The following is a 25,316-nucleotide window of genomic DNA, read 5'->3' as shown; positions in this document are numbered from 1 at the left end:
TCTTGCTGCATAGGTATGCGGTCGACCGTAAAAGCATTGACGTGCGGTCGATCGCATTTCTATGCTCCCGTGGCATGCAGCTGACCCAGGAAACCCCTGACCTGTCCGCCTACTTGGCCGCCGACGACGTCATCGATCACCACCATCCGCTCGTACGCGAGACGGCCGCACGCATCGCCGCGCAGGCCGAGGATTCATACGCATACGCCCGCGCGGCCTACGAGTTCGTTCGGGACGCCATCCCGCACTCCGCCGACAGTGGCGATCTGCGCGTGACGTGGCGCGCCTCCGACGTCCTTGAACAGCGCACCGGCATCTGTCACGCCAAGGCCCACGCGCTCGCCGCGCTGCTGCGCGCCGAGGACATCCCCACCGCGCTCTGCTATCAGCGGCTGGCGTACGACGCGGGTACGGGGTACTGCGTACACGGTCTCGTCGCGGTCCGTTTCCGGGGAGCCTGGCATCGGCAGGACCCCCGTGGGAACAAACCCGGAATCGACGCCCAGTTCTCCCTCGACGGGGAACGGCTGGCCTTCGTGGCGGATGTGGAGTCCAGTGAGATGGACTATCCGGTACTCTTTGATGTACCGCACCCGGTGGTCCTCCGCGCCCTGAAAGACGCTCCGGACCGGCCGTACCTGTGGGAGCACCTCCCCGACACACTCTGAACCGCCGCACCCGAACGCAAGGCAGACGATGACCTTCCAGATCACCGTGACCGACGAAGTGCGCGCCCTCGCGCCCGGCTTCACCCACGTGGCCATCGAGGCCCACGGGCTCGTCAACGGCCCGAGCACCGACGAGACCTCGGCCCTCCTCGACGAGGCCGCGCGCCGCCTCGCGGAGCGGCTCGACGGCCGCGCCCCGCATGAGGACCCGCACATGGTGGCCTGGCGCGCGGCGTACACCGCCTTCGGCGCGAAGCCGTCCCGCACGCGCAACTCCGCAGAGGCGCTGGCCAAGCGCGCCCTCGCCGACGGCGGCCTGCCGCGGATCAACACCCTCGTCGACGTCTACAACGCGATCAGCGTCGCCCACCTGATCCCGGTCGGCGGTGAGGATCTGGACCACATCAAGGGCGGCATGCGCCTGGTGCGGGCCGACGGCACGGAGGACTTCGTCACCATGGCCGCCGGGGAGCGGGCCGTCGAGCACCCGGACGCGGGCGAGGTCGTGTGGTGCGACGACGAGGGCGTCACCTGCCGCCGCTGGAACTGGCGCCAGGGGCCGCGCACCCGCCTCACGGAGGAGTCGGTCAACGCCATCTTCCTCCTTGAGGGGATGGGGCCGGACTCCGGCGTCGAGGAGGCGGGCGCCGAACTGGCCGAGCTGCTCGCGAAGTTCAGCCCCGGCGCGCGGATCACCGTCCGCGCGCCGGAGCGGGCGTCCGAGCGCCCGGAGTAATCGATTCAGCTCGCCTCGGCGGCCTTCACCTCGGCCGGAGTCGGCGCGGTGCCGCCGAGGTGCGCCGGCATCCACCAGGTGTCGTCCGGGCCCTTGGGGCGTACGGGATAGGCGCGCTGCGCGGCTTCGAGGAGCTCCTGGCAGCGCTCACGAAGGCGCCTGGTGATCGCGCCCGCGAACTGGTCCTTGGGAGCCTCGAGCGGCTCACCGACCCGGATCGTGATCGGGATGTGGCTGCGCTTGAAGTTGCGCGGCTGCCCCTTGGTCCACAGCCGCTGCGTGCCCCACAGGGCCATCGGGATCAGCGGGACCCCGGCCTCCTGCGCCATGCGCGCGGCCCCCGACTTGAAGGACTTCAGCGTGAACGACGGAGAGATCGTCGCCTCGGGGAAGACGCCGATGATCTCCCCGGAGCGCAGCGAGTCGAGCGCGTGCTGGTAGGCCGCCTCGCCCTGCTTGCGGTCGACGGGAATGTGCTTCATCCCGCGCATCAGGGGGCCGGAGATCTTGTGCCGGAACACCGACTCCTTGGCCATGAAGCGCACCAGACGCTTCTGCGGCAGGGCCGCGAGGCCGTCGAAGATGAAGTCGAGATAGCTGATGTGGTTGCTGACCAGCACCGCGCCGCCGGTGCGAGGGATGTTCTCCGAGCCCTTGCAGTCGATCTTCAGGTCCCATGCCTTGAACAGGGTTTTCGCGGCACCGATGACCGGACGGTAGACAAGCTCTGCCATGGGTGGGGATGACCCTTCGTTTCTGCCTGGGGAGGGGGTTCCCGGCGGGAAGTTACGCCGCCGTAGGTTTTTCGGCGTTGCGCAGATCGTGCCCCAAGAACGGACGGCTGGCCACCCATCGTGCCCGGCGGGCGCGAGATTCTCGTCACGTTGGGAATGTTCGCGGGCGCCAGGACGCTGAAGCCGAGGACGGTTGGATCATGACGCGGGGCGGGAGGCTGACGTGCGGATACGCGAGACGGGAGACCGGCTCGATACACCGGCGCCGGACACATGGGCGGGGTACGGACTGGGGGAGCGCGCCACGCTCGTGCAGTTCTCCAGCGCCTTCTGCCAGCCCTGCCGTGCGACGCGTCGCGTCCTGTCCGAGGTGGCTGAAATGGTCCCCGGCGTCTCCCACGTGGAGATCGACGCCGAGGCGGAACTCGATCTCGTACGGGACCTGCGCGTCCTCAAGACGCCGACCGTGCTGGTCCTCGACGCGGACGGACGGGTCGTGCTGCGCGCGGCCGGGCAGCCACGCAAGGTCGATGTGATCGCCGCCCTCGGCAAGGCCGTGTGAGATCCAGGGGCACGGGGGAGGAGGGGCATGACCCAGGGAATGACCCAGGGACGTCTTTCGCATATTTCACATATTTCACATCGCGGAACGGACTTGACTGCGCCCCGCATCTATCGCCAGCCTGCTCCCATGCCTCCGGAGCTCCTTCTCTACGAGCGCGTCCACGTGGACCTCGCCCGTCATGCAAGTGCGCGCTGTCCGGGCTGCTGAGCAGCCACGGAACCGCTCGTACCTCCTGCAGAAGGACAATTCCATGACGGCCACGCCCGATCTCCGCACTCCCCAGCTCGCCTCCCCCGACCTCCTGCGCTCCGTCTTCCGGCAGCACGCGGCGGGGGTCGCTGTGATCACCGCTCAGGGCCGCTCCGGGCCCGTCGGCTTCACCGCCACCTCGCTGGTCTCGGTCTCCGCCGAGCCCCCGATGCTCTCGTTCGGCATCGGTACGGGGGCTTCCAGCTGGCCCGCGGTCTCCGAGGCCGAACACGTCGGCGTCCACATACTCGGCGAGCACCAGCTCGACCTCGCCACGACGTTCGCGCGCAGCGGCGCCGACCGCTTCGGCGGGGGCACGCGCTGGTACGAGGGGCCCGAGGGGGTCCCGGTGCTGGATGGCACGCTGGCCTGGCTGGTCTGCAGGGTCGCGGCGCGCGTGCCCGCCGGTGACCACCGGATCGTTCTCGCGGAGGCGGTGGTGGGCGACCCCGCGGGCGCCGGCCGGCCGCTGCTCTACCACCAAGGGCGCTTCAACGCGCTGCGCGACTGAGAGTTCCCGAATGCCCCGCTCCGCGCCCGATTACGGAGCGTTGGGAAGGTCACAGTTCAAAGCGCTTGCTTAGTGGGAATGTACTGGGTGTACTGGCGAGTAATATTCTGGTCGGAGCGCGGGCCGCCCCGACCGGGATCCGCCCCTTCAGGCGCCTATGCTGCCTGCAAGAAGGCAGTGGCCAGAGCAAGGCAGCAGCCCAGTAAAGACGATGCAGTAGGAGAGCCGGCGTGAGCTTGAGGATCGTTGTCACCGTGAAGTACGTGCCTGACGCCACCGGCGACCGGCACTTCGCCGATGACCTGACCGTCGACCGTGACGACGTGGACGGCCTGCTGTCGGAGCTCGACGAGTACGCGGTCGAGCAGGCCCTGCAGATTGCCGACGAGGCGGACGACGCGGAGATCACCGTGCTGACGGTGGGTCCTGAGGACGCCAAGGACGCGCTGCGCAAGGCGCTGTCCATGGGCGCCGACAAGGCGATCCACGTCGAGGACGACGACCTGCACGGCACCGACATCATCGGCACCTCGCTCGTCCTGGCCAAGGCGATCGAGAAGGCCGGTTACGACCTGGTGATCTCCGGTATGGCGTCCACCGACGGCACCGCCGGTGTGGTCCCCGCGCTCCTCGCCGAGCGCCTCGGCGTCCCGCAGGTCACGCTGCTCTCCGAGGTCTCCGTCGAGGACGGTGTCGTCAAGGGCCGTCGCGACGGCGACGCCGCCTCCGAGCAGCTGGAGGCCTCGCTGCCCGCCGTCGTGTCGGTCACCGACCAGTCGGGCGAGGCGCGTTACCCGTCCTTCAAGGGCATCATGGCCGCCAAGAAGAAGCCGGTGGAGTCCTGGGACCTCTCCGACCTCGGCCTGGAAGCCGAGGAAGTGGGCCTGGAGGGTGCCTGGACGAAGGTCGAATCGGCCACCGAGCGTCCCGCGCGCACCGCGGGCACGATCGTCAAGGACGAGGGCGAGGGCGGCAAGCAGCTCGCCGAGTTCCTCGCGGGCCAGAAGTTCATCTGAGCTTCAGCCACCCCTGAAATCCGCCCAACTTCTTCGTAACCGCAGGAGATTGAAGTCCCATGGCTGAAGTTCTGGTCTACGTCGACCACGTGGACGGCGCCGTCCGCAAGCCCACCCTTGAGCTGCTCACGCTGGCCCGCCGCATCGGCGAGCCCGTCGCCGTCGCCCTCGGCAACGGCGCCGCCGACACCGCCGCCGCGCTCGCCGAGCACGGTGCGGTCAAGGTCCTGACCGCCGATGCCCCGGAGTTCGCCGAGTACCTGGTGGTGCCGAAGGTGGACGCGCTGCAGGCCGCCTACGACGCGGTGTCCCCGGCCGCGGTGCTGGTGCCGTCGTCCGCCGAGGGCAAGGAGATCGCCGCCCGTCTGGCGGTGCGCATCAAGTCCGGCATCATCACCGACGCCGTCGACCTGGAGGCCTCCGACGAGGGCCCGGTCGCCACGCAGTCCGCGTTCGCCGCGTCCTACTCGACCAAGTCGCGTGTCTCCACGGGCACTCCGGTCATCACGGTCAAGCCGAACTCGGCCGCCGTGGAGGCCGCCCCGGCAGCGGGCGCCGTCGAGGCCCTCGCCGTCTCCTTCTCGGAGCAGGCCACCGGCACCAAGGTGACCGGGCGCACGCCGCGTGAGTCGACCGGGCGTCCGGAGCTGACCGAGGCCGCGATCGTGGTCTCCGGTGGGCGCGGGGTGAACGGCGCGGACAACTTCCACCTCATCGAGTCCCTGGCCGACAGCCTGGGCGCGGCCGTGGGCGCCTCGCGCGCCGCGGTGGACGCGGGCTGGTACCCGCACTCCAACCAGGTCGGCCAGACCGGCAAGAGCGTCTCGCCGCAGCTGTACATCGCCTCGGGCATCTCGGGCGCGATCCAGCACCGGGCGGGCATGCAGACCTCCAAGACGATCGTGGCGATCAACAAGGACGCCGAGGCCCCGATCTTCGACCTGGTCGACTACGGCGTGGTCGGCGACCTCTTCGACGTTGTCCCCCAGCTCACCGACGAGGTCAACACCCGCAAGGGCTGATCTCATCGATCGTACGAGGCCCTCACCCCGCACCGAGCGGGGCGAGGGCCTCGCTCGTTCACAGGGTCAGCGAGGCCTGCACCGGCAGATGGTCGCTCGGGAACTGTCCGCCCTGCGAGAAGGTGTTGATCACCGCCGAGTGGACACGCACCTCGGGCGTCGCCAGGATCCAGTCGATCCGGTCGCCGTCCGGCACCAGTGGCTTGTAGCCGTGGAAGGTGGCGTACGCCTTGCTGCGCTCGTCCGCCGCGTCCCACGTGTCGACCAGACCGGCGCCCAGCATCGTGTCGTAGACCGGGTTCTTGTGCGCCGCGACGTTGAAGTCACCCGTGACCAGAAGCGGCAGGGACGGGTCGAGGGCGGCGATCCGTTCGGAAATCAAACTCGCGGCACGCGTGCGTGCGTACTGACTCGCGTTGTCGAGGTGGGTGTTGAGGACGTACAGCTCGGTGTCCGTGCGCAGGTCGTGGAAGCGGACCCAGGTGACCATGCGGATGGAACCGCCGCCCCAGGTGTTCGAACCGATGACGTCCGGGGTGTCGGAGAGCCAGTAGTGGTCGTACTCGATCGGCGCGAGCCTGCGGGTGTCGTAGAAGACGGCCATGAACTCGTCCCGGCTGCCGCCCGCCCGGCCGGTGCCGATCCAGTCGTAGTGCGGGCCCAGGTCCTCGGCGATGTCCCTTACCTGCTGGTAGAGGCCTTCCTGGGTGCCGATGACATGAGGGCGCGCGCGGCGAAGGAGCTCCCGGGTCACCGGGCGGCGGTCGGCCCAGGTGTTGGGCGGCGTGGTGCTCGCGTAGCGGAGGTTGAACGACATGACCTCCAGGCGGCGCCCCGCGCGCTCCACCGCGTGGGCGGGCGAGGCGGCCAGCGCGGTGGTGAAGAGGGGCAGGGCCACCGCGGCGAGCGCGGTCTGCAGGCCGAAGCGGCGCGTTACTCGGGTGTCATTCGGCACGCGGTCTCCTTCAGTGGGTGGCGGTCAGGATGAGGTGCGGGCACGCGAGTGCGGAAGCAGGATCTGAGACATGGATGAACGGACGAGGTCCGGCAGACGAGAGGGTGTTGACCAGCGGGAAGGTCGACGGATAACTTCGCCATGCGGATTGTTGATTCCGTGAAGCGGAAACTCAGCAATCCAGTGTGGTCCTGAGTGTGTGGTCCTGAGTGTGTGGAGGGTGCAGGAATGGGTCAGCAAGAGAAGGTGGCAACGAGCCTCGCCGGCGCGGTCAGCGAGGGCATCAGCGCTTCCCTCGCCCCGGTGGACGCGGAGCTCGAGCGCCGCTACCCCGGAGACCCGGGCACCCGCCAGCCGGTCCACACCGTGTACGTCCCCGGTGAGCTCTTCGGCGCCGACACCATCCGCACGTGGGGCGACCAGGCCCTGAAGGCCCTCGACGAGCACGCACCGGACGCCGCCTCCTTCGCGTCCGTCCTCGGCCTCGCCGACGACCTGGCCGCGCCCGTCTACGACCGCGTGCGCGCCAAGCTGGAGCGCGAGCCGATCGAGGACCTGCGCATCGACTTCGAGGACGGCTACAAGGGCGCGGACGAGGACCAGGACGCCGCCCGCGCGGCCCGCCTGGTAGCCGAGGCCTACAAGAACGGCACCGCCGCCCCGTACATGGGCATCCGCATGAAGTGCATGGAGGAGGCGGTGCGCGACCGCGCCATCCGCACCCTCGACATCTTCCTGTCCGGCCTCATGGAGGCGGGCGGGCTGCCGGACGGCCTCGTCCTCACGCTGCCCAAGGTCACCTACCCCGAGCAGGTCACCGCGATGGTGCGCCTCCTGGAGGAGTTCGAGAAGGTACGCGGCCTGGAGGCAGGGCGGATCGGCTTCGAGATCCAGATCGAGACCAGCCAGTCCATCCTCGCCACCGACGGCACCGCCACCGTGGCCCGCATGATCGGCGCCGCCGAGGGCCGCGCCACCGGCCTGCACTACGGCACCTTCGACTACAGCGCCTGCCTCGGTGTCAGCGCCGCCTACCAGACCAGCGACCACCCGGCCGCCGACCACGCCAAGGCGATCATGCAGGTCGCCGCGGCAGGCACCGGCGTACGCGTCTCGGACGGCTCCACCAACGTCCTGCCCGTCGGCACCACCGAGAAGGTCCACGACGCCTGGCGGCTGCACTACGGCCTCACGCGCCGCGCCCTGGCCCGCGCCTACTACCAGGGCTGGGACATGCACCCCGGCCACATCCCCACGCGCTACGCCGCCGTGTTCGCGTTCTACCGCGAGGGCTTCGAGCAGGCCGCCGCGCGCCTGTCCGCGTACGCCGCCCACCGCGAGGGCGGCGACGTGGCGGACGAGCCCGCGTCGGCCAAGGCGCTCGCCGGGTACCTGCTGCGCGGCCTGGACTGCGGCGCCCTCGACGTCGGCGAGGTCACCCGGCTCACCGGTCTGACGCTGGCCCGCCTGCAGAGCTTCTCGGGCCCGCGCCGCGGGGACCTCACGCCGCACGGCAAGTAACTCCCGGCACACGCTGTCACCCCTGCCCCGTAGTCTGTGAGCCACGAAAAGTGGTGTCACAGGAACGGGGCAGCGGTGACTTCGGGGGATCAGGAACAGACGGGCGGTGCCGGCCGCCTTCTTGCCGGGCGCTATCGCGTGACCGCGCAGCTCGGGCGCGGCGGCATGGGCGTCGTCTGGCGCGCCGTCGACGAGGTGCTCGGCCGCGAGGTCGCCGTCAAGGAACTGCGGACGTACACGGACGCGGCCGGGCCCGAACTGGCCGACCTGCGCGTACGGATGCAGCGCGAGGCACGCGCCGCCGCCCGCGTGCGCCATCCCGGAGTCGTCGCCGTGCACGACGTGGCGGAGGTCGACGGGCGTCCCCTGATCGTCATGGAGCTGGTCGAAGGACCCTCCCTGGACGACGTACTGCGTGATCGCGGCACCCTCGACCCCCACGAAGCGGCGGCCATCGGCGCCAAGGTCATGGACGCGCTCGCCGCCGCCCACCGCGCCGGAGTCCTGCACCGCGACGTCAAGCCAGGCAACATCCTCCTGGAGACCGGTGGCCGCGTCGTCCTGACCGACTTCGGCATCGCCACGATGGACGACCCGGGGGACGGCTCGGCCACGCACCTCACGCGCAGCGGCGAACTCGTCGGTTCCCTGGACTACTTGGCGCCCGAGCGCGCCCAGGGCCAGGACCCGGGCCCCGCGTCCGACGTGTGGGCCCTGGGCGCCACGCTGTACGCGGCGGTCGAGGGCGCGTCCCCGTTCCGCCGTACGTCGACGTGGTCCACGCTCACCGCGATCGTCACCGACCCGCTGCCCGAACCGCAGCGAGCAGGCCCGCTGATCCCCGTGCTGCGACAGCTGATGCACAAGGACCCGCAGGCACGCCCGGCCGCGGAGCAGGCCGCGCTGATCCTCGCCGACGCGGCCGGCGGCGCCGTCACGGCCGCCCTGCGCGAGCCGGCGCCGCGGCAGAGGGAGGCCACCGAGCGGAGCATCCCGAGCGCGCCACCGCCGGGCTTCGGGCCGCCGCTCTCCAGTGGTGTGGTGCCACCCGGGCCGCCGCTCTCCAGTGGCGTGGTGCCACCCGGGGCGGTGGCGCCCGCCACGCCCCCCGAGCGGCGGCCCCGCCGCGGGCGTGCGCTGCTCGCAGCTGTGGCCGTGGTGGTCGTCCTGGCGGCGACGGGCGTCACCGTCGCCCTCCTCAACGGCCAAGGGGACAGCGGAGACCAGGCCCAGCGACCCGCCTCCTCCGGGGGCGCTGCCGAGCCGGAAGCCGACAACAGCCGCGGCGCCCTGGAGGGCACGGACGGCCCCGAGCCCTCGAAGCAGGGCGAGGAGAAGTCCCGTAAGCCTGACGCGAAGGAGTCTTCCTCCGGCAAGGAAGACGACCCCAAGTCCACGGACAGACCGGCGACCCGCCCCAAGCCCTCCGCCGAGCCCACCTCCAAGCCCACCGGGGACGGTGGTACATCGGGCGGCGGCGACGATCCGGCCCCCGAAGCCGCCTGCCACGCCGCGGGCGGCGGCAAGTACAACTGCTCGGTCTGGCGCACGGCGAAGTCGTACACCGCGGCGGGCGCCGAGGCGGGCGTACTGAACGCGGGCACGAACTACTTCTACTGCCAGCAGAACCTCGGCCGCCGCGAGACGCACGGCGAGTGGACGAACGTCTGGTGGGCCAAGACGGACGACGACAGCGGCAACAGAGACGTCTTCGTCAGCGACGTCTACATCAAGGGCGGCGACAACGACCAGCCGCTGCCCGGCCTCCCCGTCTGCTGACGGCGCTCGCACCACCGACCGCGCTCGCACCACCGACTGCCAAGCGTCGACCGCCAACCGTCAGCCCGCGGGCGGCAGTTCGCCCGACCCGCGCTTGATGAGCCGCGTCGGGAGCTCGATGCGCTCCGGGGCGTCGGACGCGCCGTCCAGCTGCCGGAACAGGCGCTCGGCGGCGGTCCTGCCCAGCTGCGCGGCGTCCTGGGCGACGACGGTCACGCCCGGCTGCAGCAGGTCGGCGAGCTCGATGTCGTCGAAGCCGACGAGAGCAACGGGGCGGGGGAGCCCGGCGAGGACGCGGACGACGGTCACGGTCACACGGTTGTTGCCCGCGAAGATCGCCGTGACGGGTTCGGAGCCGCCCAGCATCGTCCTGGTGGCCTGCTCGACGCGGTCCGGGGCGGTGGGGCCGAGGGACATCCACTCGTCCTCGACGGGGATGCCCGCGTCCTCCATGGCCGCGCGGTAGCCGCGCAGGCGCTCTATGGCGGTGTGGATGCGCGGCTGGTCACCGATGAAGCCGATGCGGCGGTGGCCGTGGGCGATGAGATGGGCGACGCCGTCGCGCGCGCCGCCGAAGCTGTCGGAGAGCACGACATCGGCGTCGATCTTCCCGGCGGGACGGTCGACGAAGACGGTAGCGACACCGGCGGCGATCTCCGGCTCCAGATAGCGGTGATCGTCACCGGCCGGGATGATCACGAGCCCGTCGACCCGGCGGGCGCACAGCGCGAGCACCAACTCCTGCTCGCGGTCCGGGTCCTCGGCGCTCGACCCGTTGATGAGGAGCGCGCCGTGGGCGCGGGCCACTTCCTCCACTGCCCGGCTGAGCGGGCCGTAGAAAGGGTCGGCGAGGTCTTCCAGGACGAGGCCGATGCTGGCCGTGCGGCCCTTGCGCAGGACGCGCGCGCTGTCGTTGCGCCGGAAGCCGAGGGCGTCGATGGCCTCCTGCACGCGGCGCTCGGTGTCCGGAGTGACGCCCGGCTCGCCGTTGACGACACGGGAGACCGTCTTGAGGCCGACTCCGGCGCGGGCGGCGACGTCCTTCATGGTCGGACGGTTGCCGTAGCGGGGTTCGGGTCGCTCGGGTCGGCTGGCGGTCTCGGCCACGGTGCGCTGTCCTGTCGTCGACGAAGGTGAGCTGAAAGTGTGCGTAAGTGATGTGGCGTCGAGCATAGAACCTGGACAACGTTGTCAGATGCAAGAGAGACTGTCCATCGCATTCTCCGGCTTGCCCTCTCACAGGGAGAGCGGCCTGCCCATTCACCAGGAGATCTGACACTGATGCACACGGACCTCGTCGCCGCACTCGACATCGGCGGCACCAAGATCGCCGGCGCCCTGGTGGACGGGCGCGGCCGGATCCTGCTGCGCGCCCAGCGGCCCACGCCCGCGCGCGAGGACGGCGACACCGTGATGCGGGCGGTCGAAGAGGTTCTCGGCGAGCTCACGCGTTCCCCGCTGTGGGGCAGGGCGCGCGCGGTCGGCATCGGCAGTGCGGGCCCCGTGGACGCGTCGGCGGGGACGGTCAGCCCCGTCAACGTCCCTGGATGGCGCGGTTACCCGCTGGTCGAGCGGGTGCGTGCGGCCACCGGCGGGCTTCCGGTCGAGCTGGTCGGGGACGGCGTCGCGATGACGGCGGCCGAGCACTGGCAGGGTGCGGCCCGTGGCCACGACAACGCGCTGTGCATGGTGGTGTCCACGGGAGTCGGGGGAGGACTGATCCTCGGCGGCAAGCTGCACCCCGGCCCCACCGGGAACGCGGGCCACATCGGCCACATCAGCGTCGATCTGGACGGTGACCCCTGCCCGTGCGGGGCGCGCGGATGCGTGGAGCGCATAGCCAGTGGCCCGAACATCGCGCGGCGTGCGCTGGAGGGCGGCTGGCGTCCGGGGGCCGACGGCGACACGTCCGCCGCCGCCGTCGCCCTCGCCGCGCGGGCCGGGGACCCGGTCGCCGTCGCCTCCTTCGAACGGGCGGCGCAGGCGCTCGCCGCGGGCATCGCGGCCACGGCGACGCTCGTCGAGATCGACGTCGCCGTGATCGGAGGCGGGGTGGCGAAGGCGGGGAACGTGCTCTTCGACCCGCTGCGGCGGTCCCTGCGGGAGTACGCCACGCTCTCGTTCGTACGTCATCTGACCGTGGGCCCAGCCTTGATGGGGACGGACGCGGGGTTGGTGGGGGCCGCGGCTGCCGCGCTCAGCCAGGAGGACAGGGCCGTGGACTTGCGTCCGGCTGTGGGGAGTTGACCGCTCTGGGGGCCGGGCCGCACGACGTCAGCCCGGCCCCCAGCTCTCGATCAACGGTTTACGCGGCTCAGCAGCTGAGGACCGGGTCCGCCCAGTCCGCGTGGTCGGAGTCCCTGCCGTCACCGCCGTCCGTGACGACGAGACGGACGACCTGGGCGCCGGTCACATCGGCCGAAAGGCCTTGCGCGGCATGGGCGTTGGTGAGGACGCCGGTCGACGCGGCCTTCTTTCCGTCCGCCCAGATCTCGAAGGCGACCGTTCCCTTCAGGCCCTTCTCGTCGTCGACGCCCACCTGCGCCGTGACCTTCTCGCAGGACGCACCGGTGTAGTACTCGACGGCGCTCTCGGCATGCACCCCGAGCCCCTTGGCGTAGACGGCCCCGCCGATGGTGATCGGATTGCCGTCGCCCGCCGCCTCCTCGCCGTTGCTGGTGTCCTTCTCGACCGGGCCCCAGCCGTTGACCGTGGACATCCACGGCAGGCCACTGACCGCCGAGTTGCCCGCGGGCGGCGCCACCACGACATGAGCCGTCAGCGGCAGCACGCTCTCGGCGCGCGTGCCCGCGGGGGAGCGGTAGCCGGCCCTGAGCGTGAGGTCGTACGCTCCCGGAGCCGCGCCCCGCGGTGCGGTCACCGACCACGACGTACTCAGCGACTTGCCCGTAGGCAGGGAGCTCGCGGTCGAGGGTGACGTCGCCTTGATCCGCCAGCCGGAGGGGCCCGTGAAGGTGGCGGACACCTTCTGCGCGGGGGTGCGGCCGAGGTTGCTGACCTTCGACGTCAGCTTCGCGGGCTTGCCCGCCTCCACCAACGGGGCACCGTCCAGGCCGAGTTCGACGGCGGGCGGGTTCTTGGCCCACTCGCCGTCCGCCGAGACGCGCAGCAGTACGGTGCCGTGCGCGGGGACGGTCGCCGAGATCTTGCCCGCCGTGTTGTAGCTCTTGTGCTTCCACAGGTCCCGCAGCGTGTATCCGTCGGCGTCCGGGAGCCCGACAGCCTTCGCCGATGTGGTGATCGACTGGGCGGTGCCCGTCTCGTTGAAGAGCGCCACCGCCCGGCTGCCGTCCTTCATCTCCTTGGCGACGACCCAGCGGCCGCCCTCCGACGACAGCACATCGCCCTGCTTGCCCAGCGGGTCCTGGTCGACGGCGATGACTTCCTTGTTGCCGATGATCTCGAAGGTCTCGGGTGAGACCTTGCGCAGGTCGGAGCCGATGAGCAGCGGCGCGGCCATGACGGACCACATTGAGAAGTGCGTGCGGTACTCGGTGTCCGTCATGCCGCCGTTGCCGACCTCCAGCATGTCCGGGTCGTTCCAGCGGCCCGGGCCCGCGTACTTCGCGAGCGGCAGGTTCTGCTTCATGATCGACAGCATCGATGACCAGTTGTCGCTGATGTCGCCCGTGGTGCGCCACAGGTGGCCCACGTCGGCTGCCCACTCCCAGGGCTTGTTCTCGCCCCACTCGCAGATGCTGTAGACGATGGGGCGCCCGGTGGCCTTCAGCGCGTCGCGCATCGCGATGTACCGCTTCTTGGCGTCGACGCCTTGGTTGTTGCAGTTGTCGTACTTGAGGTAGTCGACGCCCCAGTCGGCGAACTGCCCTGCGTCGCTGGCCTCATGGCCGAGTCCGCCGGGGAAGCCCGCGGTGTTGCAGGTCTTGGTGCCGGCGCTGGTGTAGATGCCGAACTTGAGCCCCTTGGCGTGCACGTAGTCGGCAACTGCCTTGATTCCGTTGGGGAATCGCTTGGGGTCGGGCACCAGTTTGCCGTTCGCGTCCCGTTCGGGAAGCGCCCAGCAGTCGTCGAGGTTGACGTACTGGTAGCCGGCGTCCTTGAGGCCCCTCTCGACGAAGATGTCCGCGATCCCCTTGACCATCGCCTCGTCGAAGTCGGCCCTGCAGTGGGTGGAGTTCCAGTTGTTGAAGCCCATGGGCGGGGTGAGGGCGAGACCGTCGGGGAGCTTCGTCCCGGAGGCGTCGTTGAGCTTCGCCCCATCGGTGGAGGGCCTTGCGGCCGTGCTCCGTTCGCCCGTGTCACTCGCGCCGCCCGTGTCACTCGCGCCGCCCGCGCCGTTCGCGCCGCCCGCGCCGTTCGCGCCGCCCGCGCCGTTCGCGCTGCCCGCGTCGCGTGCCGCCGCCGGGGCCGCGAGCCCCGCGGCGCACAGCAGTGCGGCGGTCAGCGATCCGACGACTCTTCGACGCGTGGAGCGGGGTGAGAGATGACGCATCGTTACATTCCTCCGTACTCGCAGAAGTTGGGGGCTGCATGTACGTGTCAGAGGTGCGCGCTTACGGTAGGCCGTGTTGGACTCTGTTGGAAGAGGAGCCGTAACGGTTCGAGCACCCGGACGCCGAAACCCTTGACTGTGGTGGCGCTTGGGAGTGGGATCGCAACCCTTGCGTTCGGTTGTGTTCGTTTGCACCCCGAGGAGGGGGACATGGCACAGTCATCGTTCATGGGTCCTACCACGCCTCGCAGCATGTCAGGACATCGGATGTCCCGGCGGAACGTCCTGCGAGGTGCCGCCGCCGGAGCCGGAGCGGTCACCCTTCCGGCCCTGCTCACGGCCTGTGGTGAAGGACCGGGCGGCAACAAGGACGAAGTCACGATGGGGTCCAATTCCTCGGACGCGGTGCCCAAGAAGGCGTTCGCCGCCGCCTTCGACGCCTATGAGAAGAAGTCGGGGAAGACCGTCAAGGTCAACACGACAGAGCACAACGAGTTCCAGCAGAACATCACGCGCTATCTCCAGGGGACGCCGGACGACGTCTTCATGTGGTTCGCCGGATACCGCATGCAGTACTTCGCCGAGAAGGGGCTGCTGATCGACATCAGCGATGTCTGGAAGGGCTTCGATGGCTTCTCGGACGCGCTGCGGGAGCAGTCCACACACGAGGGCAAGCAGTACTTCGTGCCGTATTACTACTACCCATGGGCCGTCTTCCACCGCAAGAGCCTCTTTGAGAAACAGGGCTACGAACAGGCCAAGACGTGGGACCAGTTCATCGCGCTCGCCAAGAAGATGAGCAAGGACGGCATACCGGTCGCCTTCTGCGACAAGGACGGCTGGCCCGCCATGGGCACCTTCGACTACATCAACATGCGCTTGAACGGATACGAGTTCCACAAGAGCCTGATGGCCGGCGAGGAAGCCTGGACCGACACCAAGGTCAAGAAGGTCTTCGACCTGTGGCGCGAACTCATGCCGTACTACCAGAAAGGCGCGCTCGGCCGTACCTGGGAAGAGGCAGGGCAGGGGCTCCAGCGGCGCAAGACCGCCATGGCCGTCTTCGGAATGCCGCACCCGGGCCAGCAGTTCCCGGCGAACGAACGTGACGACATCGACTTCTTCGCCTTCCCCGAGATCGATCCGGCGCACGGTCAGGACGCCGTCGAGGCGCCGATCGACGGATTCCTGGTGGCGAAGAAGTCGAAGAACCTCGACGGCGCCAAGGAACTTCTGAAGTGGCTCGGGACACCGAAGGCCGAGGACACCTACCTGGCCGGCGACCCCAACAACGTCGCGGTCAACGACGGCGCCGACACCAGTAAGTACAGCCCGCTCCAGAAGAAGTCGGCCGAACTCGTCGCCGGGGCCAAGCAGATCTCGCAGTTCCTCGACCGGGACACCAGGCCCGACTTCGCACAGACCGTCATGATCAAGGCGCTGCAGGACTTCATCGACAATCCCAACGACGTCGACGGCCTGGTCAACAGCATCGAGCGCCAGAAGAAGGACATCTTCTCCTCGGACGTCAGCTGAGTAGCGGGGGACCGCGCCCGTGCCGCAGAAAACCGTGCCGCAGAAAACCGTGCGGCAGAAACCCGTGCCGCGGAAATCCGCGCGGCGCGCCGGGCGGCGGGGACCACGGCGCTTCACACGCCGTGACATCGTCGTGCTCGGCGTGCTTCTGGGAATTCCCGTCCTCCTTGACATCTTCATCATCTGGGGCCCGACCCTGGCCTCCGTCGGCCTGTCCTTCACGTCCTGGGACGGCATAGGCGACATCGAGTGGGTGGGCGGCAAGAACTACGAGAACCTGGTCGACAACTACCCGGCGTTCTGGCCCGCCGTCCGCCACAACCTGCTGTGGATCGCGTTCCTCGGCCTGGTGGCCACGCCTTTCGGCCTGCTCCTCGCGGTGGTCATCGACCGCGGAGTCCGCTTCAGCCGTTTCTACCAGTCGGTGCTCTATATGCCGGTGGTGCTCTCGCTCGCCGTGGTCGGTTTCATGGCCCAGCTGATACTCGGCACCGACCAGGGCGTGGTCAACACCATCCTCAACAACCAGAACGACCCGATCGACTGGCTCGGGAACTCCGACATCAACATCTGGATGATGATGCTGGCCGCGAGCTGGCGGCACACGGGTTACGTCATGATCCTGTACCTGGCAGGGCTGAAATCCGTCGACCCGGCCCTGAAGGAAGCAGCACAGATAGACGGCGCGAACGCCCGCCAGACATTCTTCCGCGTCGTCTTCCCGACACTCCGCCCGGTGAATGTCATCGTCGGCGTCATCACGGTCATCGAGGCCCTGCGCGCCTTCGACATCGTCTACGCGGTCAACAAGGGCCGCAACGGCCTGGAACTGCTCTCCGTACTCATCACCGACAACATCATCGGTGAGGCGAGCCGCATCGGATTCGGCTCCGCCATCGCGGTCGTACTCCTGACCGTCTCGCTCGGATTCATCGTGACGTTCCTGGTCCAAGAGCTGCGAGGTGCGCGCGACCGATGACAGCCGACATCCACACGACGCCGCTCGACGGAAAGTCCGCACCCCTTGCAGAGAAGCCCGCGGGCCGCAGCCGTCGCCCCGGCCGTTTCGGGGTGCACATCTTTCTGATGGCGGTCACCCTCGGCTTCCTGGCGCCCCTCCTCCTGGCCGTCTACGCCTCACTGCGCCCGTACGAGGAGACAGCGCGGAACGGCTATTTCTCGTTCCCCAAGAGCCTCTCGTTCGACTACTACCGCCAGGCCTACAGCGATTCCGGCATGGGCAAGTACTTCACCAATACGTTGCTCATAGCGGTGCCCGCGGTCCTGATCACGCTCTTCCTGGCGGCGTTCGTGGCCTTCGCCGTGTCCCGCCTGCGGATCCGCGGCGGAATGATCCTCCTGATGTTCTTCACGGCGGGAAACCTGCTGCCGCCACAGGTTCTGGTCACCCCCCTCTACGTCCTCTTCCTCAAGATCCCGCTCCCCTGGTGGATGTCCGATTCCCTCACCCTGTACGACTCGTACTGGGCGATCATCATCGTCAACATCGGCTTCCAGGTCGGTTTCTGCGTCTTCGTGCTCTCGAACTTCATGCGGACGCTGCCGCAGGAAATCCTGGAGGCGGCGATCGTGGACGGCGCGGGAGTGTGGACGCAATTCTGGCGCATCACTCTCCCCCTGTGCCGCCCCGCCCTCGCGGCGCTGGGCACGCTGGAATTCACCTGGATCTACAACGACTTCCTCTGGGCCCTCATCTTCATCTCCAACCCCGACAAACTCCCGATCACGTCATCCCTTAACAACCTGCGGGGCCAGTTCTTCACGGACTACAACCTCCTGGCGGCAGGCTCGGTCCTGGTGGCGCTCCCCACGGTTCTGGTCTTCCTGCTCCTGCAGCGGCACTTCATCGCGGGGCTGACGCTGGGGTCGAGCAAGGGGTGACCTCGTCCCATCCGCCGGGATCATCGTCAGATCACCCGGGAAGACCGCCACACCTTTCGGGCACCGCCGAAATGCGGCGACTCCCAGCCGGCGAGTGCCTACCGTCGGGCCATGAATCTTCTCAGAGCGTCGACGCGACGCGGACTCAGCCCCGGGCGGCTGCTCGGACTCCTCACGCTGTTGTTGGCTCCCGCCCTCGCGGCACCGGCCCTGGCCGCGGCGCCCGCGGAGGCCGGGCCCAACGGTGACCCCGGCTTTCTCCAGGTGTACGACGCCAACGTGGAGAACCTGCCGACCTCGGACGAGCAGCCGCCCGCCACCTGTGCCGGTGACTGGCACGACCTGATGTACTACATGCGCACCCAGGAGTTGAAACCCGACGTCTACCTGGTGCAGCAGCTCAACAACAAGGCCCAGCTCGACCTGCTGCTCGACCGGATGGAGACACACTTCGGCGAACGGTACGCCGGTGTCCTCGCCGAGAACGACCCGGAGCCGTCCAAGGAGAGCGCGGGCGGCGAGTGCTGGGACTTCAAGAAGCGCCAGACCAACGCCGTGATCTGGCGGACCGACCGGCTCCAGCTCGTCAAGTCGCAGTCCCCGGGCAACCGTTGGCAGGCGCAGAACCTCGTGGACGGCCAGTGCGTGAACAACAATCAGCCACGCACCAAGGGCGTCAAGGCCCTCCTCCACGACAAGGTGTCGGGCAAGACGGTCACGGCAGCTTCGTTCCACTGGCCGACGATGGGCCACGGCGGCACGGAGTGCGCCGACGAGAACGCCGTGGAGCTGTCGAACGAACTGACCGAGGACGGATACGACAGCCACGCTCCGTACGGCGCGACCGACTTGTACATCGCGGGCGGCGACACCAACGCCCACGACCGGGAGGACGCAACCTGGCGCAAGTGGTACGCCATGGCCAACGGCGACCTGCCCGGCAGCACCCTCGGGTTCCGTGACGCGGTCTACGCCGACTGTCAGACGAAGCCGGACCCGAGCGCATGCCGCAAGGACCGGTGGACCCTGGTGACGAGCGTGAACCGGCGCGTCGACTACATCCTCGGCCGCAAGCCCGGCGGCGCGCTGCCGCGGATGACGGACGCGGTGGTGCCGACGTTCGACGAAGGGGATCTGGCCGACGAGGCGCTCTCAGGCGACGGCGACAACCGCGACCTGGACTACTCGGACCACAGGGCGGTCGGCACGCGCGTGCATTACTGAGTGCTCGGGAGGCCCCGGACGGCGGCCGTACAGACCGGCGCCGTCCGGTGTGACGAGTGGCCGTGAAGACGGCCGTCCGCATGATCCACTCTGTGTCATGGGGCGTCACATCCCTTACTGACCAGCGGGATTGAGATTGTCGGAGTGTGCACACCGACCACCTCCAGCAGACGGAGCACTCCGCATGAAAGCCCCGAAGTACGCGCGTGACATCCCTGGCCTGTGCTGGGACGAGAGGCCCGGTGATGTCCTGCACTGCACCCTCGGTCAGGACCATGCCGGCGACCACTTCCACGCCTACACGCGAACCCGGTGGCCCAACCGCGCCCGTGCTGCCCGGCCTGCGGCGAAGCCGCGGTGAGTGCGTGTTTCACACGGGGTGTGAACGGAATGCATATATGCATCGTGCGCGCCTCCTCCCGGCAACGGCGTATGCGGGGCAGGCTCTGAGTGCTGCCCGGACCCCGCAGCACCCCTGAGAGCCCACAGCACCCCTGAGAGCCCGCCGCACCCCTGGGGCGGGCTCACTTCTGACGCAGCGCCTCGTCCAGCGTGGAGACCGGTAACAGCATCGGAGCGAGGCCCGTGAGCCGCAGGACGCGCAGCGTCAGCGGGTGGGTGCAGACCACGGAGAGGCGGGCACCTCTTGACTTCGTGCGACGGCGTGCGCGAACCAGCAGGCCTAGGCCGGAGCAGTCGAAGAACGTGGTGTGGGTCAGGTCGATGATCACTGTTGTTGCTGTTCCACCGGTGATGGGGTCCAGGAGCGGGATGATCCGCTGGTAGGCCAACAGGTCGACCTCGCCGTGGAGTTCGACGACGACCGCGCCGTTGCAGCCGTACACGCGCGGCTGCGGGTCGGAGTCCTCGAAGGCGAATTCGTTCAGTGCATCGAGTTGCACGTGTCCCCCAGAGTCGGGCATCGGCCGGAGGTCACCAGGGGCTGGGGCGCCTGGCGGATCACGCTAGCGGGGGTGGGCCTGCCCCGCAGTGAGGGAACGATTCATGCAGGGGCACTGCCACTCGATGGGGTGAAGTGGAAGCAACCCGCTTGACATGTAATGGCGCCTTTCGGTCCAGGCGATGGCCGCCTCATCAGGGCCTGGTTTCCGTGGCAGGGTGTTGCGGGCAAGCCACAGGGGGCCAACAGAAGAGGGGGAACCGTGATCGTCTGGATCAACGGCGCGTTCGGTGCGGGCAAGACCAGCGCCGCACGGGAACTGATCGAGCTGATCCCGAACAGCACACTCTTCGACCCCGAGGTCATCGGCGGCGGACTGCGCGAACTCCTGCCGCCCAAGCGCCTCGCCGAGGTGAGCGACTACCAGGATCTGCCGCTCTGGCGGCGCCTTGTCGTGGACACGGCGGCGGCCCTGCTCGCCGAGGTCGGTGGCGTCCTCGTGGTGCCCATGACCCTGCTGCGGCAGGACTACCGCGACGAGATCTTCGGCGGTCTCGCCTCGCGCAGGATCGCCGTACGACACGTCGTTCTGGCCCCGGACGAAACGATCCTGCGCGAACGAATATCAGGACGCCCCGTCCCGGACCTGCCCAACGGCGAGATGCGCGTGCGGCAGTGGTCGTTCGACCACATCGATCCGTACCGCGCCGCGCTCGCGGGCTGGCTCGGCGCCGACGCCCACCGCATCGACACCGGCGCGCTCACCCCCTGCGAGACCGCCGAGCGCATCGCCGACGCCGTACGCACCGGGGCCGCGTCCGTGTGCGACATCGTGCAGACCCCGGAACCCACCGCGGAGACACTCGCGGCCGGCGTGCTGCTCTTCGACGAGCGGAACCGGGTGCTGCTCGTCGACCCGACGTACAAGGCCGGCTGGGAGTTCCCCGGCGGCGTCGTCGAACGGGGCGAGGCGCCCGCGCGCGCGGGCGTGCGCGAGGTGGCCGAGGAGACCGGCATCCAACTCGCCGACGCCCCCCGGCTCCTCGTCGTCGACTGGGAGCCGCCGAGGCCGCCCGGCTACGGAGGGATGCGGTTCCTCTTCGACGGCGGGAGCCTCGACAGCGGCGAGGCAGGGCGGATGCTGCTGCCAGGCCCGGAACTCCGCGCCTGCCGCTTCGTCACCGAGGAGGAGGCGGCCCGGCTGCTGCCCTCCGTGCGCTACGAACGGCTGCGCTGGGCCCTGCGCGCGCGGGAGCGCGGGGCCGTCCTCTACCTGGAGGCGGGGGTGCCGGTCGGCAGCCAGTGACGGTCAGCGCGTCGCGTACTTCTGGAGGAACAGTGCCTCGGCCACCGAGAGCCGCTCCAACTCCTGTGGCGACACGCTCTCGTTGACCGCGTGGATCTGCGCCTCGGGCTCGCTGAGACCGATGAGCAGGATCTCCGCCTCGGGGTAGAGCGCGGCGAGGGTGTTGCACAGCGGGATCGTGCCGCCCTGCCCCGCGTACTGCATCTCCTCGCCCGGGAACGCCTCGCCCATCGCCTCCGCCATCGCCGCGTACGCCGGGCTCGTGGTGTCAGCGCGGAACGCCTGGCCCTGCCCGATCTGCTCGGTGGTCACCCGCGCGCCCCAGGGGGTGTGCGACTCCAGGTGCGCCTGCAGGAGCTTGGTGGCCTCGGCCGCGTCCACGCCCGGCGGCACCCGCAGGCTGATCAGCGCCCGCGCTGCCGCCTGTACGGACGGGGTCGCGCCGACCACCGGCGGGCAGTCGATGCCGAGCACCGTGACCGCGGGACGCACCCAGATGCGGTCGGCGACCGTGCCCTTGCCGACGAGACGGACGCCGTCGAGGACCTTGGCGTCCTTGCGGAAAGTGTCCTCTTCGTACTGAAGCCCGTCCCACACCTCGTCGCCCGTGAGCCCGTCGACCGTCGTCGAGCCGTCCTCCGCGCGCAGTGAGTCGAGCACCCGGATCAGTGCCGCGAGCGCGTCGGGGGCCGCGCCGCCGAACTGTCCCGAGTGCAGATTGCCCTCAAGGGTGTCGATGCGGACGCGCATGAGGGTCATGCCGCGGAGCGTGGCCGTGACCGTCGGCAGGCCGACGCGGAAGTTGCCCGCGTCGCCGATGACGATGGTGTCGGCCGCGAGGAGGCCGGGGTGCTGCTCGGCGTACCGCTCGAGACCGCCCGTGCCCTGCTCCTCGGAACCCTCGGCGATCACCTTGACGGTCACCGGGACACCGCCGTTCGCCTTCAGGGCGCGCAGCGCGAGCAGGTGCATCAGGATGCCGCCCTTGCAGTCGGCGCTGCCGCGTCCGTACCAGCGCCCGTCGCGCTCGGTCAGCTCGAACGGCGGGGTGGTCCACGCCGACTCGTCGAGCGGCGGCTGCACGTCGTAGTGCGCGTAGAGCAGCACGGTGGGAGCGCCCTCGGGGCCCGGCAGCAGGCCGTACACCGACTGCGTGCCGTCCGGGGTGTCGAGCAGGGCCACGTCCTGGAACCCCTCGGCGCGCAGCGCGTCCGCCACCCAGTTCGCGGCGGCCTCGCTCTCGCTCTTGGGGAACTGATCGAAGTCCGCCACCGACTTGAAGGCCACCAGTTCGGTGAGCTCCGCCTTCGCCTCCGGCATGAGCGAGGCGACGGTCTCGGCGATCGGATTCGGCGACATGGGCACGCTCCTCGTAGGTGCGACGTTGTACGGATGTGGGTGGTGTGATCCTCCCACAGGAGGGTGGCCGAGGTGCCCGCCGTAGGATGCTTTGGAAAGCGCGGCCAACAGCTGGATCGGGAGCGGTAGACCAACGTGAGCAGCGAGAACTCAGCGGACGACGCGCAGTACGTGTGGGACGTCGTCGTGGTGGGAGCAGGGCCGGCGGGGGCGTCGGCGGCCTATGCGGCAGCCGTCGCGGGACGCAGTGTCCTCGTCCTGGAGAAAGCCGAACTGCCCCGGTACAAGACATGTGGCGGCGGCATCATCGGCCCCTCGCGTGACGCGCTCCCGCCCGGGTTCGAACTGCCCTTGAGGGACCGGGTGCACGCGGTGACGTTCTCCCTGGACGGCAAGTTCTCCCGCACCCGCCGCTCGAAGCAGATGCTCTTCGGGCTGATCAACCGCCCCGAGTTCGACCAGCAACTGGTCGAGCACGCGCAGAAGGCGGGCGCCGAGCTGCGCGTCGGCGTCACCGTCGCGCGCGTGGAGCAGCACGGCTCCGCGGTGCCCGACCGGCGGACGGTGGCGGTGGTCCTTCAGGGCGGCGAGACGGTGCTCGCCCGCGCGGTCGTCGGGGCCGACGGCAGCGCGAGCCGCATAGGTGCACATGTCGGCGTGAAGCTCGACCAGGTGGACCTGGGTCTTGAGGCCGAGATCCCGGTGCCGCAGAGCGTCGCCGAGGACTGGGCGGGCCGGGTCCTCATCGACTGGGGCCCGATGCCGGGCAGTTACGGATGGGTGTTCCCCAAGGGCGACACCCTCACCGTCGGTGTCATCTCCGCACGCGGCGAAGGCTCGGCCACCAAGCGGTACTTGGAGGACTTCATCGCCCGCCTCGGCCTCGCGGGCTTCGAGCCGAGCATCTCCTCCGGGCATCTGACGCGCTGCCGGAGCGACGATTCGCCGCTTTCGCGCGGCCGGGTCGTGGTGTGCGGTGACGCGGCGGGGCTGCTCGAACCGTGGACGCGCGAAGGCATCTCCTTCGCGCTGCGCTCGGGGCGGCTCGCGGGGGAGTGGGCGGTGCGGATCGGCGAGGCGCACGACGCGGTCGACGCCCGCCGCCAGGCCCTGAACTACGCGTTCGCCATCAAGGCGGGCCTCGGCGTCGAGATGAGCGTCGGGCGGCGCATGCTCACCGTCTTCGAGCGCCGTCCTGGCGCGCTGCACGCGGCGATCACGGGGTTCCGTCCCGCGTGGAACGCGTTCGCGCGGATCACCCGTGGCTCGACGACGCTCGGCGAGCTGGTGCGGAACCATCCGCTGGCGGGCCGGGCGCTGAGCGCGCTGGACCGGTAGGCCGGGCGGGGCTGGTGGACTGGCTCCGCTCGTGGCAGCCCGGCCTCACTTCGTGAGGGTGACGCGGAAGACGGGGTGGTCGCCCGCGGCCGCCTCGATCTCCGCGTCCGTGGACTTGGCGGTGACGCCCTTGAAGTACTGGTTGACCTCCCAGCCCCACTTCTCCAGATAGCCGCGCAGCAGCGGCAGCTTCTCGGCGTCCGGGACCTCCTCGACGGTGAACGCGCGGACCTTGCGTCCCACGCGCAGCTCACCGCCGCCCGCCACGCGCATGTTGCGCACCCACTGCGAGTGCCCGCGGGCCGAGATCAGGTACTGGGCGCCTTCGTACGTGAACGGGTTGACCGGGATGCGCTGCATCTGCCCGCTCTTGCGCCCCCGTACGGAGAGCTCGGCCGACCCCGCAAGGCTGATTCCGCGCCGCGCCAGCCAGCCGATCACGCTGTTGAGCCGCACGGCGAGCGGGCTGCCCTTGAGGTAGTAGGGGGTGGGGGAGCCGGAGGAGGACGACGCCGAGGGGGAGGAGGAAGACATGGTGACCGCCAGAGTCGGGAGGGATTCCGAGAGCACTGCTCTCGCTTAAGAGCAGTGTGCACGAGATGGGTGCTCCATTTCAAGAGCAGTGCTCTCGAAAGTGTGCGGCGCTCACATCGAGGTGCGCCGATCTCGTTTTGGTGCACCGCTCCGAACGCATGGCACACTGCCCGTATGAGCAGCGCCACCAGCGGGGCCAGGGCCCGCGCCCGAATCGAAGTCACCGCCGCCATCAAGGACGAGGCGCGCAGACAGCTGGCCGCCGACGGCGCCGCCAAGCTCTCGCTGCGCGCCGTCGCCCGCGAGCTCGGCATGGTGTCCTCCGCCCTCTACCGCTACTTCCCCAGCCGCGACGAACTCCTGACCGCGCTCATCATCGACGCCTACGACTCCCTCGGCGCCGCCGCCGAGCAGGCGCACGCCGAGGTCGCGTCGGCCGAACCTGTGCGTCGCTGGACGGTCGTGTGCGAGGCCGTGCGGTCCTGGGCGCTCGCGCATCCGCACGAGTACGCCCTCATCTACGGCTCGCCCGTCCCCGGTTACAGCGCGCCCGCCTCCACGGTCGAAGCCGCCGCCCGCGTCGGGCAGCTGCTCATCGGGATCCTGCGCGACGCCCATCAGAGACGTGGCGTCGCCGTGCGGCCGCTGCCGGGCGGGCTGCGTACCGAGGCCGAGCGGATCGCGGCCGATCTCGCGCCCGATCTGCCGCCGGCGGTGATCACGGCGATGGTCGCGGCGTGGGCCCAGCTGTTCGGGCTCGTGGGCTTCGAGGTGTTCGGGCAGTTCAACCGCGTCGTCGAGGACCGTGCGGTGTTCTTCTCGTACGCGGCCACTCAACTCGCCCACGGAGTCGGGCTGTTGGAGCAGAGCTGAGCCTTCGGTCTCAGAGCCTCGCCCCCGCGGGTGCGGGCCTCGGGTGCCTTCGAGGTACTCCCGCGGGAGTACGCGTGATCGCCCCGTCCGGCTGACGCCCGCCGCCCGCCGCG

Annotated in this window: 24 protein-coding genes; 17 read left to right on the top strand and 7 right to left on the bottom strand. The window is 69.6% G+C overall.

What is annotated here, in order from left to right; genetic code table 11:
- Positions 1 to 74 precede the first annotated feature (74 nt).
- Both E5671_RS09690 and E5671_RS09685 read left to right on the top strand, forming a co-directional pair.
- The gene (locus E5671_RS09690) at positions 75 to 668 is read left to right on the top strand and encodes a transglutaminase-like domain-containing protein (protein ID WP_160503443.1); all 594 of its coding nucleotides are present in this window, start codon (positions 75 to 77) and stop codon (positions 666 to 668) included.
- A gap of 28 nt (positions 669 to 696) precedes the next feature.
- A complete protein-coding gene (locus E5671_RS09685; RefSeq protein WP_160503442.1) occupies positions 697 to 1,404 on the top strand; it encodes a B3/B4 domain-containing protein in 708 nt (235 codons plus the stop codon).
- Positions 1,405 to 1,409: 5 nt separating this feature from the next.
- Here the strand turns inward: E5671_RS09685 and E5671_RS09680 are convergent, their stop codons facing one another.
- Positions 1,410 to 2,138 carry a lysophospholipid acyltransferase family protein gene (locus E5671_RS09680; protein ID WP_160503441.1) on the bottom strand — a complete coding sequence of 243 codons (729 nt, stop codon included), beginning with the start codon at positions 2,136 to 2,138 and terminating at the stop codon, positions 1,410 to 1,412.
- A 223-nt stretch (positions 2,139 to 2,361) separates the two neighbouring features.
- Here E5671_RS09680 and E5671_RS09675 point away from each other — a divergent pair, with 223 nt between their 5' ends.
- The 4 genes from E5671_RS09675 (at position 2,362) to E5671_RS09660 (ending at position 5,501) form a co-directional block, all read left to right on the top strand.
- Positions 2,362 to 2,700: a thioredoxin family protein gene (locus E5671_RS09675; RefSeq protein WP_160503440.1), complete on the top strand. Its 339-nt coding sequence runs from the start codon at positions 2,362 to 2,364 to the stop codon at positions 2,698 to 2,700.
- 253 nt (positions 2,701 to 2,953) lie between these two features.
- Positions 2,954 to 3,463, top strand: a complete 510-nt coding sequence (locus E5671_RS09670) for a flavin reductase family protein (protein WP_160503439.1) — start codon at positions 2,954 to 2,956, stop codon at positions 3,461 to 3,463.
- A gap of 230 nt (positions 3,464 to 3,693) precedes the next feature.
- A complete protein-coding gene (locus E5671_RS09665; protein WP_160503438.1) occupies positions 3,694 to 4,479 on the top strand; it encodes an electron transfer flavoprotein subunit beta/FixA family protein in 786 nt (261 codons plus the stop codon).
- A 59-nt stretch (positions 4,480 to 4,538) separates the two neighbouring features.
- Positions 4,539 to 5,501 (top strand): electron transfer flavoprotein subunit alpha/FixB family protein, encoded by a 963-nt coding sequence (locus E5671_RS09660; protein WP_160503437.1) that lies wholly within the window; start codon positions 4,539 to 4,541, stop codon positions 5,499 to 5,501.
- 58 nt (positions 5,502 to 5,559) lie between these two features.
- On the opposite strand, the gene E5671_RS09655 is transcribed toward E5671_RS09660, so the two are convergent.
- Positions 5,560 to 6,456 carry an endonuclease/exonuclease/phosphatase family protein gene (locus E5671_RS09655; RefSeq protein ID WP_160503436.1) on the bottom strand — a complete coding sequence of 299 codons (897 nt, stop codon included), beginning with the start codon at positions 6,454 to 6,456 and terminating at the stop codon, positions 5,560 to 5,562.
- Positions 6,457 to 6,684: 228 nt separating this feature from the next.
- Here E5671_RS09655 and E5671_RS09650 point away from each other — a divergent pair, with 228 nt between their 5' ends.
- The gene (locus tag E5671_RS09650; protein WP_160503435.1) at positions 6,685 to 7,977 is read left to right on the top strand and encodes a DUF6986 family protein; all 1,293 of its coding nucleotides are present in this window, start codon (positions 6,685 to 6,687) and stop codon (positions 7,975 to 7,977) included.
- Between the two features lie 75 nt (positions 7,978 to 8,052).
- Complete coding sequence (locus E5671_RS09645; protein WP_160503434.1) at positions 8,053 to 9,756, top strand: protein kinase domain-containing protein; 1,704 nt, start codon at positions 8,053 to 8,055, stop codon at positions 9,754 to 9,756.
- 60 nt (positions 9,757 to 9,816) lie between these two features.
- On the opposite strand, the gene E5671_RS09640 is transcribed toward E5671_RS09645, so the two are convergent.
- On the bottom strand, positions 9,817 to 10,863 hold the full coding sequence (locus E5671_RS09640; RefSeq protein WP_160503433.1) for a LacI family DNA-binding transcriptional regulator: 1,047 nt from the start codon (positions 10,861 to 10,863) through the stop codon (positions 9,817 to 9,819).
- A gap of 174 nt (positions 10,864 to 11,037) precedes the next feature.
- On the opposite strand from E5671_RS09640, the gene E5671_RS09635 reads away from it, so the two are divergent.
- Positions 11,038 to 12,003, top strand: a complete 966-nt coding sequence (locus E5671_RS09635; protein WP_160503432.1) for an ROK family protein — start codon at positions 11,038 to 11,040, stop codon at positions 12,001 to 12,003.
- Between the two features lie 67 nt (positions 12,004 to 12,070).
- Here E5671_RS09635 and E5671_RS09630 read toward each other — a convergent pair whose 3' ends face one another.
- A complete protein-coding gene (locus tag E5671_RS09630; protein ID WP_237330142.1) occupies positions 12,071 to 14,230 on the bottom strand; it encodes an NPCBM/NEW2 domain-containing protein in 2,160 nt (719 codons plus the stop codon).
- A 267-nt stretch (positions 14,231 to 14,497) separates the two neighbouring features.
- On the opposite strand from E5671_RS09630, the gene E5671_RS09625 reads away from it, so the two are divergent.
- The 5 genes from E5671_RS09625 to E5671_RS09605 all read left to right on the top strand — a co-directional run bounded on the left by E5671_RS09625 (position 14,498) and on the right by E5671_RS09605 (position 19,253).
- The gene (locus tag E5671_RS09625; RefSeq protein ID WP_160503431.1) at positions 14,498 to 15,766 is read left to right on the top strand and encodes an ABC transporter substrate-binding protein; all 1,269 of its coding nucleotides are present in this window, start codon (positions 14,498 to 14,500) and stop codon (positions 15,764 to 15,766) included.
- Between the two features lie 64 nt (positions 15,767 to 15,830).
- A complete protein-coding gene (locus E5671_RS09620; protein ID WP_160510083.1) occupies positions 15,831 to 16,745 on the top strand; it encodes an ABC transporter permease subunit in 915 nt (304 codons plus the stop codon).
- Entirely contained in the window at positions 16,742 to 17,668 is a 927-nt protein-coding gene (locus E5671_RS09615) for a carbohydrate ABC transporter permease (protein WP_160503430.1), read from the top strand. Before E5671_RS09620 ends, E5671_RS09615 begins: the two co-directional genes overlap by 4 nt.
- A gap of 111 nt (positions 17,669 to 17,779) precedes the next feature.
- A complete protein-coding gene (locus E5671_RS09610) occupies positions 17,780 to 18,892 on the top strand; it encodes a hypothetical protein (RefSeq protein WP_160503429.1) in 1,113 nt (370 codons plus the stop codon).
- 184 nt (positions 18,893 to 19,076) lie between these two features.
- Positions 19,077 to 19,253 (top strand): hypothetical protein, encoded by a 177-nt coding sequence (locus E5671_RS09605; protein WP_160503428.1) that lies wholly within the window; start codon positions 19,077 to 19,079, stop codon positions 19,251 to 19,253.
- A 163-nt stretch (positions 19,254 to 19,416) separates the two neighbouring features.
- Here E5671_RS09605 and E5671_RS09600 read toward each other — a convergent pair whose 3' ends face one another.
- On the bottom strand, positions 19,417 to 19,794 hold the full coding sequence (locus E5671_RS09600) for an anti-sigma factor antagonist (RefSeq protein ID WP_160503427.1): 378 nt from the start codon (positions 19,792 to 19,794) through the stop codon (positions 19,417 to 19,419).
- A gap of 261 nt (positions 19,795 to 20,055) precedes the next feature.
- Here E5671_RS09600 and E5671_RS09595 point away from each other — a divergent pair, with 261 nt between their 5' ends.
- Positions 20,056 to 21,099, top strand: coding sequence for an NUDIX hydrolase (locus tag E5671_RS09595; RefSeq protein WP_336605718.1), 1,044 nt, complete (start codon positions 20,056 to 20,058; stop codon positions 21,097 to 21,099).
- Between the two features lie 3 nt (positions 21,100 to 21,102).
- Here the strand turns inward: E5671_RS09595 and E5671_RS09590 are convergent, their stop codons facing one another.
- Entirely contained in the window at positions 21,103 to 22,458 is a 1,356-nt protein-coding gene (locus E5671_RS09590) for a dipeptidase (RefSeq protein ID WP_160503425.1), read from the bottom strand.
- Between the two features lie 135 nt (positions 22,459 to 22,593).
- Here E5671_RS09590 and E5671_RS09585 point away from each other — a divergent pair, with 135 nt between their 5' ends.
- The gene (locus tag E5671_RS09585; RefSeq protein ID WP_160503424.1) at positions 22,594 to 23,796 is read left to right on the top strand and encodes a geranylgeranyl reductase family protein; all 1,203 of its coding nucleotides are present in this window, start codon (positions 22,594 to 22,596) and stop codon (positions 23,794 to 23,796) included.
- A 45-nt stretch (positions 23,797 to 23,841) separates the two neighbouring features.
- On the opposite strand, the gene E5671_RS09580 is transcribed toward E5671_RS09585, so the two are convergent.
- The gene (locus E5671_RS09580; RefSeq protein ID WP_160503423.1) at positions 23,842 to 24,330 is read right to left on the bottom strand and encodes a nitroreductase family deazaflavin-dependent oxidoreductase; all 489 of its coding nucleotides are present in this window, start codon (positions 24,328 to 24,330) and stop codon (positions 23,842 to 23,844) included.
- 174 nt (positions 24,331 to 24,504) lie between these two features.
- Here E5671_RS09580 and E5671_RS09575 point away from each other — a divergent pair, with 174 nt between their 5' ends.
- Positions 24,505 to 25,203, top strand: coding sequence for a TetR/AcrR family transcriptional regulator (locus tag E5671_RS09575; protein ID WP_160503422.1), 699 nt, complete (start codon positions 24,505 to 24,507; stop codon positions 25,201 to 25,203).
- Positions 25,204 to 25,316 lie beyond the last annotated feature (113 nt).

Source organism: Streptomyces sp. BA2, assembly GCF_009769735.1.
GTDB lineage: Bacteria > Actinomycetota > Actinomycetes > Streptomycetales > Streptomycetaceae > Streptomyces.
This window is presented reverse-complemented; position numbering and strand designations above follow the sequence as displayed.

Bases quoted from the DNA above. Each gene is read 5' to 3' on its own strand.
- E5671_RS09590 (WP_160503425.1), bottom strand. From the start codon at position 22,458: ATGTCGCCGAATCCGATCGCCGAGACCGTCGCCTCGCTCATGCCGGAG.
- E5671_RS09635 (WP_160503432.1), top strand. From the start codon at position 11,038: ATGCACACGGACCTCGTCGCCGCACTCGACATCGGCGGCACCAAGATC.
- E5671_RS09580 (WP_160503423.1), bottom strand. From the start codon at position 24,330: ATGTCTTCCTCCTCCCCCTCGGCGTCGTCCTCCTCCGGCTCCCCCACC.
- E5671_RS09650 (WP_160503435.1), top strand. From the start codon at position 6,685: ATGGGTCAGCAAGAGAAGGTGGCAACGAGCCTCGCCGGCGCGGTCAGC.
- E5671_RS09605 (WP_160503428.1), top strand. From the start codon at position 19,077: ATGAAAGCCCCGAAGTACGCGCGTGACATCCCTGGCCTGTGCTGGGAC.
- E5671_RS09610 (WP_160503429.1), top strand. From the start codon at position 17,780: ATGAATCTTCTCAGAGCGTCGACGCGACGCGGACTCAGCCCCGGGCGG.
- E5671_RS09625 (WP_160503431.1), top strand. From the start codon at position 14,498: ATGTCCCGGCGGAACGTCCTGCGAGGTGCCGCCGCCGGAGCCGGAGCG.
- E5671_RS09680 (WP_160503441.1), bottom strand. From the start codon at position 2,138: ATGGCAGAGCTTGTCTACCGTCCGGTCATCGGTGCCGCGAAAACCCTG.
- E5671_RS09685 (WP_160503442.1), top strand. From the start codon at position 697: ATGACCTTCCAGATCACCGTGACCGACGAAGTGCGCGCCCTCGCGCCC.
- E5671_RS09630 (WP_237330142.1), bottom strand. From the start codon at position 14,230: ATGCGTCATCTCTCACCCCGCTCCACGCGTCGAAGAGTCGTCGGATCG.
- E5671_RS09575 (WP_160503422.1), top strand. From the start codon at position 24,505: ATGAGCAGCGCCACCAGCGGGGCCAGGGCCCGCGCCCGAATCGAAGTC.
- E5671_RS09615 (WP_160503430.1), top strand. From the start codon at position 16,742: ATGACAGCCGACATCCACACGACGCCGCTCGACGGAAAGTCCGCACCC.
- E5671_RS09660 (WP_160503437.1), top strand. From the start codon at position 4,539: ATGGCTGAAGTTCTGGTCTACGTCGACCACGTGGACGGCGCCGTCCGC.
- E5671_RS09670 (WP_160503439.1), top strand. From the start codon at position 2,954: ATGACGGCCACGCCCGATCTCCGCACTCCCCAGCTCGCCTCCCCCGAC.
- E5671_RS09690 (WP_160503443.1), top strand. From the start codon at position 75: ATGCAGCTGACCCAGGAAACCCCTGACCTGTCCGCCTACTTGGCCGCC.